The 17980-nt window shown below is 33.1% G+C and carries 16 protein-coding genes; all 16 read left to right on the top strand.

Annotated features, from left to right (window positions below; all coding sequences use genetic code 11):
• Nucleotides 1–385: 385 nt before the first annotated feature.
• The gene (locus ABMA45_RS02270; RefSeq protein WP_348029902.1) at nt 386–1747 is read left to right on the top strand and encodes an MATE family efflux transporter; all 1362 of its coding nucleotides are present in this window, start codon (nt 386–388) and stop codon (nt 1745–1747) included.
• A gap of 90 nt (nt 1748–1837) precedes the next feature.
• A complete protein-coding gene (locus tag ABMA45_RS02275) occupies nt 1838–2314 on the top strand; it encodes a GNAT family N-acetyltransferase (RefSeq protein ID WP_022088261.1) in 477 nt (158 codons plus the stop codon).
• A 101-nt stretch (nt 2315–2415) separates the two neighbouring features.
• Nucleotides 2416–3714, top strand: a complete 1299-nt coding sequence (locus ABMA45_RS02280) for a putative ABC transporter permease (RefSeq protein ID WP_022088262.1) — start codon at nt 2416–2418, stop codon at nt 3712–3714.
• A 95-nt stretch (nt 3715–3809) separates the two neighbouring features.
• Nucleotides 3810–5405: a hydroxylamine reductase gene (hcp, locus tag ABMA45_RS02285; RefSeq protein ID WP_022088263.1), complete on the top strand. Its 1596-nt coding sequence runs from the start codon at nt 3810–3812 to the stop codon at nt 5403–5405.
• A 250-nt stretch (nt 5406–5655) separates the two neighbouring features.
• Entirely contained in the window at nt 5656–7143 is a 1488-nt protein-coding gene (locus tag ABMA45_RS02290) for a DUF1846 domain-containing protein (RefSeq protein WP_022088264.1), read from the top strand.
• 96 nt (nt 7144–7239) lie between these two features.
• Nucleotides 7240–8112 carry an NAD(+) diphosphatase gene (gene nudC / locus ABMA45_RS02295; protein WP_022088265.1) on the top strand — a complete coding sequence of 291 codons (873 nt, stop codon included), beginning with the start codon at nt 7240–7242 and terminating at the stop codon, nt 8110–8112.
• Entirely contained in the window at nt 8063–8542 is a 480-nt protein-coding gene (ybaK, locus tag ABMA45_RS02300) for a Cys-tRNA(Pro) deacylase (protein WP_022088266.1), read from the top strand. The genes nudC and ybaK overlap by 50 nt, the downstream gene beginning before the upstream one ends.
• A 122-nt stretch (nt 8543–8664) precedes the next feature.
• Nucleotides 8665–9486 (top strand): Cof-type HAD-IIB family hydrolase, encoded by an 822-nt coding sequence (locus ABMA45_RS02305; RefSeq protein WP_022088267.1) that lies wholly within the window; start codon nt 8665–8667, stop codon nt 9484–9486.
• 150 nt (nt 9487–9636) lie between these two features.
• Complete coding sequence (locus ABMA45_RS02310) at nt 9637–11031, top strand: NAD(P)/FAD-dependent oxidoreductase (protein WP_022088268.1); 1395 nt, start codon at nt 9637–9639, stop codon at nt 11029–11031.
• 349 nt (nt 11032–11380) lie between these two features.
• Nucleotides 11381–11695 (top strand): hypothetical protein, encoded by a 315-nt coding sequence (locus tag ABMA45_RS02315; RefSeq protein WP_022088269.1) that lies wholly within the window; start codon nt 11381–11383, stop codon nt 11693–11695.
• Nucleotides 11696–11758: 63 nt separating this feature from the next.
• A complete protein-coding gene (locus tag ABMA45_RS02320) occupies nt 11759–13777 on the top strand; it encodes a V-type ATP synthase subunit I (protein ID WP_022088270.1) in 2019 nt (672 codons plus the stop codon).
• Nucleotides 13777–14253, top strand: a complete 477-nt coding sequence (locus ABMA45_RS02325; protein ID WP_336306542.1) for a V-type ATP synthase subunit K — start codon at nt 13777–13779, stop codon at nt 14251–14253. Before ABMA45_RS02320 ends, ABMA45_RS02325 begins: the two co-directional genes overlap by 1 nt.
• A gap of 30 nt (nt 14254–14283) precedes the next feature.
• A complete protein-coding gene (locus tag ABMA45_RS02330; RefSeq protein ID WP_022088272.1) occupies nt 14284–14877 on the top strand; it encodes a V-type ATP synthase subunit E in 594 nt (197 codons plus the stop codon).
• A gap of 16 nt (nt 14878–14893) precedes the next feature.
• Nucleotides 14894–15865 (top strand): V-type ATPase subunit, encoded by a 972-nt coding sequence (locus ABMA45_RS02335; protein WP_022088273.1) that lies wholly within the window; start codon nt 14894–14896, stop codon nt 15863–15865.
• Nucleotides 15858–16172 (top strand): V-type ATP synthase subunit F, encoded by a 315-nt coding sequence (locus ABMA45_RS02340; RefSeq protein ID WP_022088274.1) that lies wholly within the window; start codon nt 15858–15860, stop codon nt 16170–16172. Before ABMA45_RS02335 ends, ABMA45_RS02340 begins: the two co-directional genes overlap by 8 nt.
• Before the next feature lie 41 nt (nt 16173–16213).
• Nucleotides 16214–17980, top strand: coding sequence for a V-type ATP synthase subunit A (locus ABMA45_RS02345; RefSeq protein ID WP_022088275.1), 1767 nt, complete (start codon nt 16214–16216; stop codon nt 17978–17980).

Here is a 17980-nt window from a genome sequence, read left to right on the forward strand (position 1 = left end):
TTATCAACTGTTTGTTGTGACATAGCCTTTTGAAATAGTAGGATTAATTGAAATAATAGCGGGAATGGTAAACTATATAAAGAGTAAAACTTATAAAGATAAATTAGAAGAAAAAATTAAATATAATGATTCAATATTTTATTAATATTAATTATTTAAAAAGTCTTTGAAATTTATAAAAAATTTTGCTAAAATATCAAACGAATCGAGTAGCGTAAAGCGTAAATCCAGATATGGATTTGCGCTTTTTGTTTTGCAAAAAAATTAAGCTATTCGGCTCATTGTGTATAACATAATATGATATGAGTGTCAAAAGTAAATTTTGCCATTCACTGATTTAAAAGGAGGAAAAGAAAAAGTGGAAGAAAACAAAGAAAAAAACAAGATGGGGACGATGAAGATAAATAAATTGATGCTAACGATGGGAGCACCAATGATTTTATCAATGGTATTACAGGCAGTATATAATATTGTGGATAGTGCATTTGTTTCAAATATGCATGATAATGGCGAAGCAGCATTAAATGCACTGACATTAGCATTTCCAGTTCAAATGATGATGGTTGCAATAGCAATTGGTACAGGTGTTGGAATGAATGCATTGCTTTCTAAGAATTTAGGAAGTGGAAATTTAAAAAAAGCATCTAAAGTTGCAGGAAACACAATATTTTTAGGTGTAATAATATATATAGTATTTCTTGTTTTTGGAATATTTGGTGCAAATTTTTATGTATCAACACAGACGAATAATTTACTAATAAAAAATATGGCGGTTGAGTATTTAAAAATTTGTTGTATTTTATCTGTTGGGATAGTATTCTTTTCAATATTTGAAAAAATGTTACAGGCAACAGGACGTTCCGTATATTCAACTATTGCACAGATATCAGGGGCAGTAACAAATATGATTTTAGATCCTATTTTAATATATGGATTATTAGGTGTACCTGAAATGGGAGTTGCCGGAGCAGCATATGCGACAGTAATAGGGCAAGTAGTGTCATTTTTGGTAGCAATTATTTTCCACGTTAAATTTAACAAAGAAATAAAGGGAATGATGAAAAATATCAAACCTTCTTCAAAAATAATAAAGGAAATATATATGATTGGTTTGCCTGCAATTATAGCACAGGCTCTAATGTCATTTATGACATATGGATTAAATATAATACTTGTTAGAATAAGTGAGACAGCAGTAACTGCGTATGGTTTGTATTACAAAATACAGCAATTTATTTTATTTGCAGCGTTCGGATTAAGAGATGCAATTACACCAATAGTATCCTTCAACCATGGAATGAGAAGTAAAGAAAGAGTTAAAAAAGGAATTAAATATGGATTAATTTACACGTTAATAATAATGATTGCAGGAACAGTTGTACTTGAAATATTTGCAAATCCTTTCTCAAAAGTATTTGGATTATCAGGAGAAACACAGCAATTATGTGTCAGTGCAATAAGAGTTATTTCTATAAGTTTTGTATTTGCGGGTGCAAATATTGCATTTCAGGGTATATTCCAGGCACTTGAAGGAGGAATGGAATCATTGTTAATTTCAATATGTCGACAGTTTTTATTTGTATTGCCGGTTGCATGGGGATTTTCACTAATTGCAACGAAAGACATAAGCTATATATGGTTAGTATGGATGACATTTCCAATAGCAGAGGCATTGTCATGTATTATAGCCTGCGTTTTTATGAAAAAAATAGATAAGAAAAAAATACAAAGTCTTAAAAATAAATAAGTAGCGATATGTGTATAAATTGTTGTATTATATAAAGTACATAGGTTAAAAATAATTATTTAAATTTTTTATAGTTTGAGGAGAAATGCAATGGAAGTTACCGTTAGAAAAGCAGAAATAAAAGATATAGAAAAAGTAAGTAAGTTATTAAGCGAAGTACTTGAACTACATGCTAAATTAAGACCGGATATCTTTATATCAGGTACAACGAAATATACAAAAGAAGAATTGACTAATATTTTTAAAAATGATGATACACCTGTATTTGTTGCTATAAATAATAGTGAAGTTGTAGGATATGCATTTTGCATTATAAAAAGACAACCATTTAGTACAAATATGATTGATTTTAAGACTTTATATATAGATGACTTGTGCGTGGATGAAGAGTGCAGAGGCAAGCATGTAGGTACTATTCTTTATAAGTATGTTCTTAATTATGCAAAAGAAATAGGATGTTACGATGTTACTTTGAATGTATGGGAAGGAAATGATAATGCCCGTGTATTTTATGAAAAAATGGGAATGTTTGTAAAAGAAACACAGATGGAAGTAATTCTTAAATAAGGATAACTTTATAAAAAGTCTTAAGGATTGTTAGACGTTACAGATGAATGCAATCCTGTATTATAAAGATAAATTGAGGAAGCACGAAGGAGAAAAGTAATATGGACAACCTTACAGGTTATGAATTTATGTGGCTGTTTTTAAGTTATTCTTTTTTAGGATGGATTTTAGAAACGGTATTTGCAACAATTAAGGAAAGAAAAGTAGTAAACAGAGGTCTTATAAACGGACCATTTTGTATTATATATGGTATAAGTGCAGTTTTAATATCAACAACATTACACGAACTTACAGGAATTTGGTTGATTTTATTTGCTGCTATATATGCATCTGTTGTTGAATGGTTTGGTGGACATTTAGTTGAAAAAATATACCACGAAAAATGGTGGGATTATTCAGATATTAAATGGAATTTTGAAGGATATGTATGCGTTCCAATGGCAGCAGTATGGGGCGTGCTAGGATACATAGTTGTTAAGTTTGGAGATAGTCTGTTACTTGATTTGTACAAATTATTTCCGGAACTTTTAATGCATATAATTTTATGGATTATAACAGGATGCCTTATTGCAGATATAGTATTTTCTTCAATTATCATTAAATTTGAAGGTAAAGGCGTAGATAAAATAATTGAAGCAAATAATAAATTTACGGAAATTAGTTTAAAACTTGAAAAATGGATTGCCAAAAGAATAAATCTGCGTATAGATAAAGCTTATCCAAAATCTTCTAAAGTAGAGAAAAAGGAAAAGGATAAGAGTGTATTTGCAAGGGGATGTGATTTTTATAAAATTGCATTACTGTTTTTTATCGGCTCATTTCTTGGAGATGTAACTGAAACAATATTTTGCAGGGTTACAGCAGGAGTATGGATGAGAAGAAGCAGTGTAATATGGGGACAGTTCAGTATAGTCTGGGGATTGGCAATTGCAATCGTAACGGCAATGCTCTATAAATATAGAGAAAAAAGTGATAGTTTCTTATTTATAATGGGAACGTGTTTAGGGGGAGCATATGAATATTTGTGTAGTGTATTTACCGAAATTGTATTTGGAAAGATATTTTGGGATTACAGCAAAATACCGTTTAACTTAGGGGGAAGAATAAATCTTTTATATTGTTTTTTCTGGGGAATGGCAGCAGTTATATGGTTTAAAACATGTTACCCTAAATTATCAGATTTAATTGAAAAAATTCCTGTAAAGCCGGGAAAAATATGTACATGGATATTGATTTTATTTATGAGTGTGGATGTCGTTGCAACATGTATGGTGCTTCATAGATATGAACAGAGAGAAAATGGAATAGTGGCAACAAAGCAGTGGCAGATGTGGATTGATGAGAATTACAATGATGCCAGAATGGAAAAAATATATCCAAATGCAAAAAATGCCAATTAATAATTTGAAAAATGTTGTTAAAACAACGGAAATGTTATTCGAATTATAATACTATCTGCATGTATCAATTTTACATCAGAAAGGAATTTAATCAGATGGATAAAATGTTTTGTTTTCAATGTGAACAGACAGCCGGATGTACAGGCTGTACAGGAGCGATGGGAGTGTGCGGAAAGTCAGCCGATACATCTAAGTTGCAGGACAAACTTACAGGTGCAATAATAGGACTGGCAAAAAGTACAAGCCATAATCCTAAAAGAAAAGAAACAGACAAAATTATAATAGAAGGTCTTTTTACAACTATAACGAATGTTAATTTTAATGATGAAACATTAAAAGAAATGATAGATAAAGTTCATTTAGAAAAAAATGCAATTGCACCAAACTGCAATGCGTGTGCGATGCCTTGTGGAAGTACCGAAGATTATGATATGAATTTATTGTGGAATGAAGATGAGGATATCCGCTCATTAAAATCACTTATTTTATTTGGAATAAGAGGGATGGCAGCGTATGCATATCATGCCATGGTTTTAGGGTATGAAGATGAAGAGGTGAACGACTTCTTTTACAAAGCGTTATCAGTTATTACTTATGATATGGAAGTTGGACAACTTCTGTCAGTAGCGCTTGAAGTGGGAGAAAAGAATTTAAAATGCATGGAATTACTTGATAGGGCAAATACAGAAAGTTATGGAAATCCTACTCCGGTAAAAGTCCCATTAACTATAGAAAAGGGACCGTTTATTGTAATTTCAGGACATGATTTAAAAGATTTAGAATTGTTATTACAGCAGACAGAGGGAAAAGGAATAAATATATATACTCATGGGGAAATGCTTCCTGCACATGGCTATCCAGAGTTAAAGAAATATCCTCATTTGAAAGGAAATTTTGGTACTGCATGGCAGAATCAGCAAAAGGAATTTGACGATATCAAAGGTCCTGTACTATTTACAACTAACTGTCTTATGCCGGTTAAACCAAGTTATGCTGACAGAGTGTTTACAACAGAAGTTGTTTCATATCCTGAAATGGTTCATATCGGAGACGAGAAGGATTTTACTCCGGTAATAAATAAAGCACTTGAACTTGGTGGATACGAAGAAGATAAAATGATGACAGGAATAAATGGTGGGAAATATGTCATGACTGGATTTGGACATGGAACAGTTCTTGGAGTTGCAGATAAGGTTATTGAAGGAGTTAAGAATAAAGATATAAGTCATTTCTTTTTAGTTGGAGGATGTGACGGAGCAAGAGTTGGAAGAAATTATTATACAGAATTTGTTAAACAGTCACCAAAAGATTCTATTATTTTAACACTTGCATGTGGCAAATACAGATTTAATGATTTAGATTTGGGAGATATTAATGGATTACCAAGGATTATGGATATGGGTCAGTGTAATGACGCATATGGAGCTATAAAAGTTGCAATTGCGTTAGCACAGGCATTTGAATGTGAAGTTAATGATTTGCCATTATCAATGATTTTATCATGGTATGAACAGAAGGCAGTATGTATTTTATTAACATTATTACATCTTGGAATCAAAAACATATATTTAGGACCAACGCTTCCTGCTTTTATATCACCAAATATATTGAATTATTTAGTGGAAAATTATAACATTTCACCTATTAGTACACCAGAAAAAGATTTAGAAAAAATTATGACAAATAAGTAAAATAAAACAGTTCGACCATATAATAGCATGGATTATAACAGTTTATGCTATATGGCCGGACTGTTATTATTTTTAGATAAATTAATATATAGACTCTTCATTTATTAATGTTTTTCTGATAGAATAGGAAAATGAGATTAAAACAAAAGATATATTAGCCGAAGATGATGCTTATGTAATTATTGAATAGAAATAAGAATTTAATTCGGAATTATTCTAAAGTCAATTAGAAAAGGTAGAGGTTAAGTAAATGAAAATTGGATTTGATAATGACAAGTATTTAAAAATGCAGTCAGAGCATATCAGAGAGAGAATTGAAAAATTTGGAAATAAGTTATATTTAGAATTTGGTGGAAAATTATTTGATGATTATCATGCATCAAGAGTTCTTCCGGGATTTCAGCCTGATTCAAAATTACAGATGTTATTACAGTTAAAAGACCAGGCAGAAGTTGTTATAGTAATTAGTGCGGAAGACATTGAAGAAAATAAAGTAAGAGGCGATTATGGAATAACATATGATTTAGATGTATTAAGACTTATTGACGAATTTCAGTCAGTTGGTCTTTTTGTAGGAAGTGTATGCCTTACAAAATTTGCAGGACAGCCATCAGCAGAATTATTCCAACAGAGATTAAAAGAACTTGGAATTAAGTCATACAGACATTATAAGATCCCGGGATATCCAAGCGATGTAAACCATATTGTAAGTGATGAAGGATATGGAAAGAATGATTATATAGAAACAGAGAGACCTTTAGTAGTTATTACTGCACCGGGTCCCGGAAGTGGAAAGATGGCAACATGTCTTTCACAGTTATATCATGAGCATAAAAAAGGAATTGAAGCAGGATACGCTAAATTTGAAACATTTCCTATATGGAATATTCCACTTAAGCACCCTGTTAACCTTGCATATGAAGCAGCAACAGCAGATCTTAATGATGTAAACATGATTGATCCATTTCATTTAGAAGCGTATGGAAAGACTACAGTTAACTATAATAGAGATATAGAAATATTCCCTGTTGTTAATGCAATGTTTGAACTTATTGCAGGTGAAAGTCCATATAAATCACCTACAGACATGGGTGTTAACATGGCTGGTAACTGTATTGTGGATGATGAAGTATGTTGTGAAGCATCACAGCAGGAAATTTTACGAAGATATTATAAATGTTTATGCGATAAAAAACGTAATGGTGAAACAAAAGATGATATATATAAATTAGAACTTTTGATGCAGCAGGCAGGAGTGACTATTGATGACAGAAAAGTAGCAAAAGTAGCTAAAGAAATTGAAGAAAAAACAGGTAGTCCTGCAGTAGCTATTGAGCTTGAAGATGGAACAATGATTACAGGAAAAACAAGTGATTTGCTTGGCTCATCTGCAGCAGCATTATTAAATGCAGTTAAGAAATTAGGTAAAATCGAGGATGATGTTAAATTAGTATCACCACAGGCTATTGAACCAATTCAGACATTAAAGACACAGTATTTAGGAAGCCAGAATCCACGACTTCATACAGATGAAATTTTAATTGCTTTATCATCAACAGCAGCAAATAGTGAAGTTGCAAAGGTAGCAATGAAGCAGCTTCATAAGTTAAAAGGATGTCAGGCACATTCTACAGTATTGCTTACATCAGTAGATGAACAGACATTTAAGAGATTAGGAATACAGCTTACATGTGAACCTAAATACGAAGAAGATGGAAGAAAATATCATAAACACTAATTTGCAAAATAATAAATATAAACATTAAAATAACCGGTTATTAATTTTTCTTAGATTGATAACCGGTTAAAATAAGCAGGGAAAGTTGAGGTAAATATGATACAGGACATAGAACCAAAACTAAACAATCAATATAAAAATATTAAGCCTAAAGATAATGATTATGTATTAAGTTACAGTGGGAGAAGGGTATTGTTATCTAAAAAGGCAGAAACACTAGAATATTTAACATATGAGAAGTATAAACAGATAAATCAGGGGGATGATACCTTGGTTTATTTTTTTAGTATAGGAAATGATTCATATTTCTATGAAAAAAACGAAATAGAAGCTGATGGATTTGAGTATGTACCAATGTTTAAGACAAGAACAATGAAACCAATGGCTAAAGTAATGGCAGCAGCAACAGGATGGCATTTAAATATGTGGTATAAGTCTAATAAATTTTGTGGGGCATGTGGTTGTAATATGGAACATGATGAAAAAATAAGAATGCTAAAATGTCCTAAATGTGGAAATCAGGTATTCCCAAAAATCGCTCCGGCAGTTATAGTAGGAGTGACGGACAATGATAAAATATTATTAACAAAATATGCAGACAGAGAGTATAAAAGATATGCTCTAATTGCAGGGTTTACAGAGATAGGAGAGACTATCGAAGAAACGGTTGCAAGGGAAGTGTTTGAAGAAACAGGAGTGCATATTAAAGATATAACATATTATAAAAGCCAACCATGGGGGTATGATGGTAATGTCCTTATGGGATTCTTTGCAAAACTAGATGGCGATAGGAAAATTACAATTGATGAAGATGAATTGTCCGTAGCAGAATGGGTTAATTATAAAGACGTTCCGGACGATGAAGAAAAGATAAGTCTTACAAGAGAAATGATGACATATTTTCGTAAGGAGAGAGAAAATGAAAGCAAAAGACGAGAAAACAAATGTAATGAGAGTATTAGACAGTAAGAAGATTAAATATCAGCATTATTATTATGGAGACACAGATGCAATAAGCGGAACTGAGGTCGCAAAAGCATTAGGACAAAATCCGGATTGTGTTTTTAAAACATTGGTTACAGAAGGAAAGACAAAAAATCACTATGTATTTATTGTACCTGTAGAAAAAGAACTTGATTTAAAAAAGGCAGCAAAAGCTGTAGGAGAAAAATCAATACAAATGATAAAATCAAAGGAACTTTTACCGCTTACAGGATATATTCATGGTGGATGCTCACCGATTGGAATGAAAAAATTATTTAAAACAACAATTGATTCGAGTGTAGAAAATGTAGAAAAATTTTGCGTAAGTGGTGGAAAAATCGGCTATCAGGTAGAAATTACACTTGAAGATTTAAGAAAGGTAATTCCTGTTCAGACCGCTGAAATTACTGTATAGAGATACTGCGTATTTAAGAAAGACTAACGAAAGAATTCTTACACAAACTAACATACGTAGCACTCTAAATTCTTAGAATATAGTATGTCTTTGATAGAAAATTTGAAAATAGGAGGAAGAAAATGAAATACGAATTAATTGGGTTGGATATGGATGGAACTTTGCTTAATTCAGAAAAGAAAATTACTCCCGGTGTTGTATTGGCTATAAAAGAGGCAATAGCGAATGGAAAACATGTTGCATTGTCTACAGGACGTGGTGTAGCTGAAATAGCTGAATATAGAGAACAGTTAAAAGATATGGAATATGCAATACTCGAAAGTGGAGCATTAGTTTATAATTTGAAAAAAGATGAAATGATTTCAGTTGTAAATTTAGATGAAAGCATAGTAGATAAAGTGTTTGATGCAGTTAAGGATAAAGATGTTTTTGTGCATTTGATTTCGCAAGGACGTTCAGTTTCACCTGAGAAGTTAATACCAAAAATGGATAAATATCATATGGGTGTTTATATACCTATGTATGAAAAAGTATGCACAAAAGTAGAAGATACAATAAAATTTCATTATGAAGATAAGCAGGGAATTGAAAAAATAAATTTGTTCCATACAACTCCACAGGATAGGGAAAATACAAGAAAAAAATTACAGGGCTTGCCAATAGAAATGTTGGATGCGGAAGAAACATCGCTTGAAATATCACCTCTTGGTGTTACAAAGGGCTTTGGATTAAAGAAATTATGTGAGTATTTAAATATGGGAATTGAACAATCAATTGCTGTTGGAGATGCAGATAATGATTTAGATATATTAAAAACTGCAGGACTTGCCATAGCTATGGGTAATGCAAATGAAAATGTACAAAAGATAGCAGATATTAAAGTTGCTGATAATGACCATGACGGGGTTGCAGAAGCGATATATAAATATTTGATTGAGAAATAAAATTCTTGAATAAACATATGTATTTGTGATATAATAAGACGTAAGAAATCACGATATAAAACAACAAACCGGATTCTTTACGAATCCGGTTTTGTAGCGTCCGGGGAAAAGTGACGCATAACAAATTTAAAGAACAGGAGTTGATTGTGTATGCATTATGACTTGATTATTGTAGGTGCAGGACCGGCAGGAATCTTTACAGCATTAGAATTATTAAAGAATAATAGTGACAAAAAGATTCTTTTGGTAGAAAAAGGAAAAGCTGTAGAAAAAAGACATTGCCCAAAAGCAGAGGTAGGGCATTGTGTTAATTGTAAGCCAAATTGTGCAATAACTACAGGGTTCTCCGGAGCAGGAGCTTTTTCAGATGGTAAGTTAAGCTTGTCATATGAAGTAGGTGGAGATTTGCCGATGCTTATTGGAGAAGAATTTGCACAGGAATTAATTGACTATACAGATACAATCTATTTGGAATTTGGTGCAGACCCACATGTAGAAGGAATTTACGAGGGAGAAGACATCAAGGAAATAAGAAAGAATGCAATTAAGGCAGGTCTTAAGTTAGTAGACTGCCCAATCAGACATTTGGGAACGGAAAAGGCACAGCAGCTTTATTACAATATTCAGGAATGGTTGTTACAGCATGGTGTTGAAATGAAATTTGAAATAGAATGTGAAAATATCATTCTCGATGAAGAAGGCTGTAAAGGTGTTATCTTAAGAGAAGGTAATGAAAGTGTTCATTATTATGCAGATGAAGTTGTTATTGCAACAGGAAGAAGAGGAGCTGATTGGTTAGAAAAACTATGTGCAGAACATAATATTGCACATAAACCGGGAACAGTTGATATCGGTGTGCGTGTAGAATGCAGAAATGAAGTAATGGAAAAGGTTAACGAAGTACTTTATGAGTCAAAGCTTATCGGATATCCAAGACCATGGAAAAATAAGGTACGTACATTCTGCCAAAATCCGGGAGGATTTGTTGCGCAGGAAAATTATGACAATGATTTGGCTGTAGTAAATGGTCATAGCTTTAAGGAAAAGAAGAGTAATAATACAAACCTTGCAATACTTGTAAGCCATAACTTTACTGAGCCATTCAACAAGCCGATTGAATATGCCCAGAAGGTTGGAGAATTGACAAATATGTTAGGTGCAGGACATATTATGGTGCAAAGATACGGAGATATTCTTGACGGCAAGCGAACATGGCCTAAAGAATTAGCACAGAGTAATGTTAAACCTACACTTAAAGATGCAGTAGCAGGTGATATAACAGCGGCAATGCCATACAGAGCAATGACAAATATCATTGAATTTATAAAAATGCTTGATAAAGTTGTTCCGGGATTCGCTTCAACAGAAACATTGTTATATAGCCCTGAGTTAAAATTTTATTCAAATAAAGTAAAAATGGACGAAAACCTTAATACAAACATTAAAGGTTTACATTGTCTTGGAGATTCTTCAGGATGGACAAGAGGTCTTATGATGGCATCTGTTATGGGTGTTCTTATGGGAAGAAAATTATTAGATAAATAAACGGAAGCGACAATCTGTCTTAATTGATAGGTTGTTGCTTTTTTTGGTGTTTATATTTATCAAAATAGAATAAACACAAGATAAATGAAAAGAATATATTAGAGAAAAGATAAAATATATAGCAACAGTATGAATTTACATTTTAAGTGAAGATTGTAATACATTACAGTGAAAGAAAATTGCATTTATTTGTTATACATTTGACGAAATTTGTATATTTTTAAGAAAAAATTTGTATAGTATAATTCAATTTAAGATGTAGAAATTTACAGAGAATATAGGCTATAAATGTTTATGAATTAAAATTATTATAGCTTATGAAATCAAGCAATAGAAAGGTGGTGTATTAATGATTAAAGAAACAATGGCTTCCATTAAAAAAGCTGAAAAACAAGGTGAAGAAATTGTTAACAAAGCAAACGAAGATGCTGAAAATAATATAAAAAAGGCAAACGAAGATGCTCAAAAAAGTATTGATGATGCAACAAAAAGGCAGAAGGACAAAATTGAAGAATATTGTCAGAAAGCCAGAGAAAGAGGAGAAAAGGAAGCAGAAATAATTAAAAAGGACAGCAAAAAAAGTATTAAAGAATTATATGACAAGGCTTTAGTGCTTGAAAATGAAGCTGTAAATAAGGCTGTGGAAGAAGTAATGAAATTTTAGAATTGTTGCTTTGAACTTTTAACTATTGACATCATTAGCATAGAAGAAGGGAGGCATGATAAAATGGCAGTATTAGAAATGCAAAAAATATGCATTTGTGCCCTGAAAAAAGAACGAAAGCCTATCATAGAATATATTCAAAGAAGTGGTGCTGTTGAAATCAAGGAAAGAAAAGTAAAAAAAGGTTTTTCCAAGATGGATACAAGTGTTGCTAAATCAAGTTTTGAAAGAAATGCAGCTTTAGCAGAAAATGCTTTGGAAGTATTAGAGCAATATGCACCGGAAAAGAAATCAATGTTTTCATCTCTAGAAGGAAAGAGGCAGGTTGCTTCAAATGAATTTAAAAGAATTTCAGATAATAGAGATGAAATAATGGATAAAATATCAGCTATTATTAATTTGCAAAAAGAAATATCAGCAAAACAAAATGATATTTTGAAATTAAGAGCAAATATAGAAGCTGTAAAACCATGGTTAAATATGGATGTTCCGGGTGCGACAACGGGAACTGAAAAGACAGCATTTATTTATGGTTCGTTCCCCGGAAATATTACTCAGGAACAGCTATATCAGCAAATCCAGTCAAACGAAAAGTTTCCTAAAGCAAACGATGTAAGAGTATTTTATTCAGACAAAAATCAAACCTGTGTGGCAGGTTTTTGTATGAAAAAAGATGCAGAACAATTTGAGGAAGCGTTAAGGCAGATGGATTTTTCAAGACCTTCGCTGATAATGAGAAGTGTTCCGCAGGTATCTAAAGAAAAATGGACAAAAAGAATTACTGAATTTGAAAGCAGTATTGATAATCGTATTGAAGAAATAAAACAGTTAGCTGAGGATAGAGAGGATATTCAGTTAGCGGCTGATTACTTTAATAGCAGAGCAGAAAAATACGATGTACTTGGAAGGATTCTTCAAACAAAACATGTATTTATAATTACAGGTTATATTCCGAAAAAAGAATTTGAGAAGTTAAAAGAAAAACTTACTGACAAATTCACGATTATGGTTGAAACAGAAGAAATATCTGCGAAAGAACAACCACCGGTTTTACTTGAAAATAATGCTTTTACAAGACCTGTAGAAGGAGTTGTTGAATCATTTGGTTTACCAAAGAAAGGTGAGTTTGACCCAAGCGCAATAATGGCGGTATTTTATTATATCTTATTTGGAATGATGTTAAGTGATGCAGCTTATGGACTTATAATATTCTTAGCATGCTTTATTGCAATAAAAAAATTCCCGAGAATGAGTGATTCTTTAAACAAATCATTACACATGTTTATGTATTGTGGAATTTCAACTACAGTATGGGGATTGCTATTTGGAGGATTTTTTGGAGATGCAATTACAGTTGTATCGAATGTATTTTTCCATAAAAATATAGAACTTAAAGCATTATGGTTTGTTCCACTTCAGGATCCGATGAGACTGTTAATGTATTCAATGGTAATAGGAATTATTCACATGTTTTTGGGACTTGGAATAAAAGGGTATATGCTTTTGAAAGATAAAAAGATAGTGGATTTTGTATGTGATGTATTATTGTGGTATTCACTTTTAATCGGATTAATATTGTTATTATTGCCAACTGAATTATTTGCATCTATTTCACAGATGACATTTGTATTCCCGGCATGGCTTTCAATTCTATCAAAAGCATTAACAATAATAGGACTTGTCGGATTGCTTCTTATGTCAGGCAGAAGAAAAGGAAATAAATGGGCTATAAGAATTGCTCTTGGAGCTTATGATATTTACAATGTAACAGGATGGCTTAGCGATTTACTGTCATACTCAAGACTTTTAGCATTAGGTCTGGCAACGGGAGTTATTGCATCGGTTGTAAACTCCATGGGTAGTATGGTGGGTGACGGCCCGGTAGGAATCATAGTTTTCATAATAGTATTTATTGTAGGTCATACACTAAACCTTGCAATCAATCTGTTAGGAGCCTATGTTCATACAAATAGATTACAGTATGTAGAATTTTTCGGAAAATTCTATGAAGGAGGAGGCAGAGCCTTCAATCCATTCACATTAAAAACAAAATATGTTGAGTTAGATAAAGGAGAGAAATAATAATGGAATTAGGAATTTTTTATGCCATTCTTGGCGCAGCATTAGCAACTTTATTGGCAGGTGCAGGATCAGCAATGGGTGTAGGTATTGCAGGTCAGGCAGCAGCAGGTGTAGTAACAGAAGATCCGGGTAAGTTTTCAAAGGTTTTAATTTTACAGCTTCTTCCCGGCACACAGGGTATTTACGGGTTATTAGTTGCATTTATTACATTAAGTAAAATCGGATTGTTAAATGGTAACCTTGCATCAATTTCAACAGGAACAGGACTTATGATTTTAGCAGCATGTCTTCCAATCGGTGTTGTTGGTTTAATCTCAGGATTACATCAGGGAAAAACAGCAGTTGCAAGTATTGGAATCGTAGCTAAGAAACCTGAACAGTTTGGTAAATCAATGTTATTCCCTGCAATGGTTGAAACATACGCTATTTTAGCACTTCTTATATCAATTCTTTCTGTAAGTAATATTCCGGTTTAATAGAAGTATATAAGCAGAAAGGAGTTGCCCATGGGTGGATTAGAAGAAATATTAAACCAAATTAAAGCTGACGCAAACAAAGAAGCGGCAGATATTTTGGCAAAGGCACAAGACACCTGCGACTCTATAAAAGAAAACGCTCAAATTGAAATTGATAAAATAGAGACTGCAGGGACAAAAAAGGCTGAGAGTGAAGAAAAATTACTATTTAGTAAAATTAAGTCAGCAGCCGGAATGGAAGCAAAGCAGAAATATCTTGAAGCAAAACAAAAAATTATTTCAGATATTATGAATAAGGCATATAACAAAATGGTAAATGCTTCGGATGAGGAATATTTTGGTTATTTAATAAAAATGACAGAGGAATATGCTCAGCCGGCAGAAGGAAAAATGTGCCTTAATAAAAAAGACTTAGAGAGACTTCCTAAGGATTTTCAGGAAAAGATAAGTGAAGCAGCAAACAAAAATAATGGAAAATTATCAGTAAGCAATGAACCTATAAATATTGAAAACGGAATGATTCTTGATTACGGAGATATAGTGGAAAATTGTACTTTTGATGCTGTATTTCACAATAAAAAGGATGATTTACAGGACGAAATTAACGGATTCCTGTTTAAATAGTTGAGGAGGAAAATATATGTCAGAAACCAATTATACTTATGCGGTTGCCCGTGTTCGTGCAAAAGAGGTCTCACTATTTTCTGATTCAGTAATTGAACAGTTGATGGCTTGTAAAGATTATAAAAGCTGTATGGCATTTCTTCATGATCATGGCTGGGGAAATGGAGAACCGGCGGAAACAGAAGATGAAATGCTTGCATTTGAGAGAAAGAAAACCTGGGATGACATACATGAGTTAGTAAATGAGAAAGATGCATTTGCTGTAATTACAGTACCAAGAGAGTATCATAATTTAAAAGCAGCAATTAAACAGGTATGTAGTGGAGATAAAGCAGAGCATGCATATTATGATAATTGCAGATGGTCACCTGAGCAGTTGAAGGATATGGTTGAAAGAAAAGATTTTGACAGTTTGCCTGAAAGAATGGCTTATGTAGCGAATGAAGCGACAGAGGCGTTACTACAAACTCAGGATGGTCAGTTATGCGACATAATAATTGATACAGCAACATTAGAAGCTGTTAAAGAAGAAGGGGCAAAATCAGATTCAAAATTAATAAAACAATATGCTGAAGAAATGGTTGCTGTTGCAAATATAAGAGTTGCAGTAAGATGCGCTAAAACAAAGAAATCAAAAGATTTCATGGAAAGAGCAATTGTTGCCTGTGATTCTTTAAGCAAAGCTTCTTTAATTAAAGGTGCAGAATCAGGAATTGATGGAATATGCAGTTATATACAATCGGCAGGATACAGCGAGGCAGCTGAACATATAAAAGAATCACCGTCAGCTTTTGAGAGATGGTGTGATAATAGAATAATCGATAAAATCAAAGAGGAAAAATATAATTCTTTTTCGGCAGGCCCGATACTTGCATATTTTCTTGCAAGAGAAAATGAAATAAAAACAGTTAGAATTATATTGACCGGAAAGTTAAATAACTTAAGTGATGATTTTATTCGGGAAAGGTTAAGGAAAATGTATGTATAAGATTGCAGTGTTAGGTGATTATGACAGTATATATGGGTTTGGCGCAATCGGAATGGATACATTCCCGGTAACCGACCCGGAAGAGGGAATTAAAACCCTTAGAGTGTTGGCTAAAAGCGAATATGAAATTATTTATGTGACGGAAGGTCTGGCAGTTCAGATTGATCATGAGATAAATAAATATAAAGAAATGCTGTCACCGGCAATAATATTAATTCCCGGCGTATTTGGAAATACCGGGGAAGGAGTTGCAGGAGTTAAGGCAAGTGTAGAACAGGCTGTAGGCAGCGATATTTTGTTTTCATAAATTAAAGTGAAGTGATTTTATTTCACAGTAAGGAGACTAGTATGAGCAAAGGAGTAATTAAGAAGGTTGCGGGACCTTTAGTTATAGCAGAAGGGATGAGAGATGCCAATATGTTTGACGTTGTAAGAGTAAGTAAAGAACGTCTTATTGGTGAAATCATTGAAATGCATGGTGACCAGGCTTCGATTCAGGTATATGAAGAAACAGCAGGATTAGGACCGGGAGAAGAAGTTGAGTCAACAGAGGCACCATTATCTGTAGAATTAGGACCCGGACTTATAGCAAGTATATATGATGGAATTCAAAGACCACTTGATGATATTATGAAAGTTGCAGGAAACAATTTAAAAAGAGGTGTTGAAGTACCATCCCTAAAGCGTGATTTGAAATGGGATTTTGTACCTTGCATGAATGTTGGAGATGAAGTTGAAACAGGAGATGTTATTGGTACTGTAAAAGAAACAGAAGTTGTAACTCAGAAGATAATGATTCCATATGGAATTAAAGGAAAAATAAAATCAATAACAGCCGGAAATTATACAGTTACAGAGACAGTTGCAGTTGTAGAGACAAAAGACGGCGATAAAGAAATTACATTAATGCAGAAATGGCCGGTTAGAAAAGGAAGACCATATGCAAAGAAACTTCCACCAACAAAACCATTGGTAACAGGTCAGAGAGTAGTAGATACATTATTCCCAATTGCAAGAGGTGGTGTAGCAGCAGTTCCGGGACCATTTGGTTCAGGAAAAACAGTAATTCAGCATCAGTTGGCAAAATGGGCAGAGGCAGATATTGTTGTATACATTGGTTGTGGAGAACGTGGAAATGAGATGACAGATGTACTTAATGAATTTCCGGAATTAAAGGACCCAAAGACAGGACGTTCCCTGATGGAGAGAACAGTATTAATAGCAAATACATCAGATATGCCTGTTGCAGCCAGAGAAGCTTCTATTTATACAGGAATTACAATTGCTGAGTATTTTAGAGATATGGGATATTCAGTAGCACTTATGGCAGATTCAACTTCAAGATGGGCAGAAGCACTTCGTGAAATGTCAGGACGACTCGAAGAAATGCCTGGAGAAGAAGGTTATCCGGCATATTTAGGTTCAAGACTTGCTCAGTTTTATGAAAGAGCAGGTGAGGTTATTTCACTTGGAAAAGAAGGAAGAGAAGGAGCACTTTCGGTAATTGGAGCTGTATCTCCTCCGGGTGGTGATATTTCAGAACCTGTGTCTCAGGCTACACTTCGTATCGTAAAGGTATTCTGGGGACTTGATTCAGCATTAGCTTATAAGAGACATTTTCCTGCAATTAACTGGTTAACAAGTTATTCCTTATATGTAGATAATATAGGAAAATGGTTCGAAGAAAATGTATCAGAAGAATGGCTTAAATTAAGACAGGAGCTTATGAGTCTCTTGCAGGATGAAGCACAGTTGGAAGAAATTGTAAAAATGGTAGGTATGGATGCACTTTCAGCACCTGACAGACTAAAAATGGAAGCAACAAGATCAATAAGAGAAGATTTCTTACATCAGAACTCATTCCATGAGATTGACACATACACTTCTCTTAATAAGCAATATTTAATGATGAAATTAGTACTTGGATATTATTATGAGGCAAATGAAGCTCTTTCAAATGGTGCTTCAATTGACAAATTAATAGCACTTCCAATAAGAGAACAAATCGGAAGATTTAAATATACTAAGGAAGAAGATATTCAGAGTAGATATGATGAAATCTTAAAGGAACTTGAAATTCAGGTTGCAGGAGCATTTGATAAGGAGGACTTCTAA

Origin of the sequence: Eubacterium sp. CAG:156 (genome assembly GCF_000434315.1) — a bacterium.
In the GTDB taxonomy this organism is placed as follows: Bacteria; Bacillota; Clostridia; order Lachnospirales; family Lachnospiraceae; genus Eubacterium_U; species Eubacterium_U album.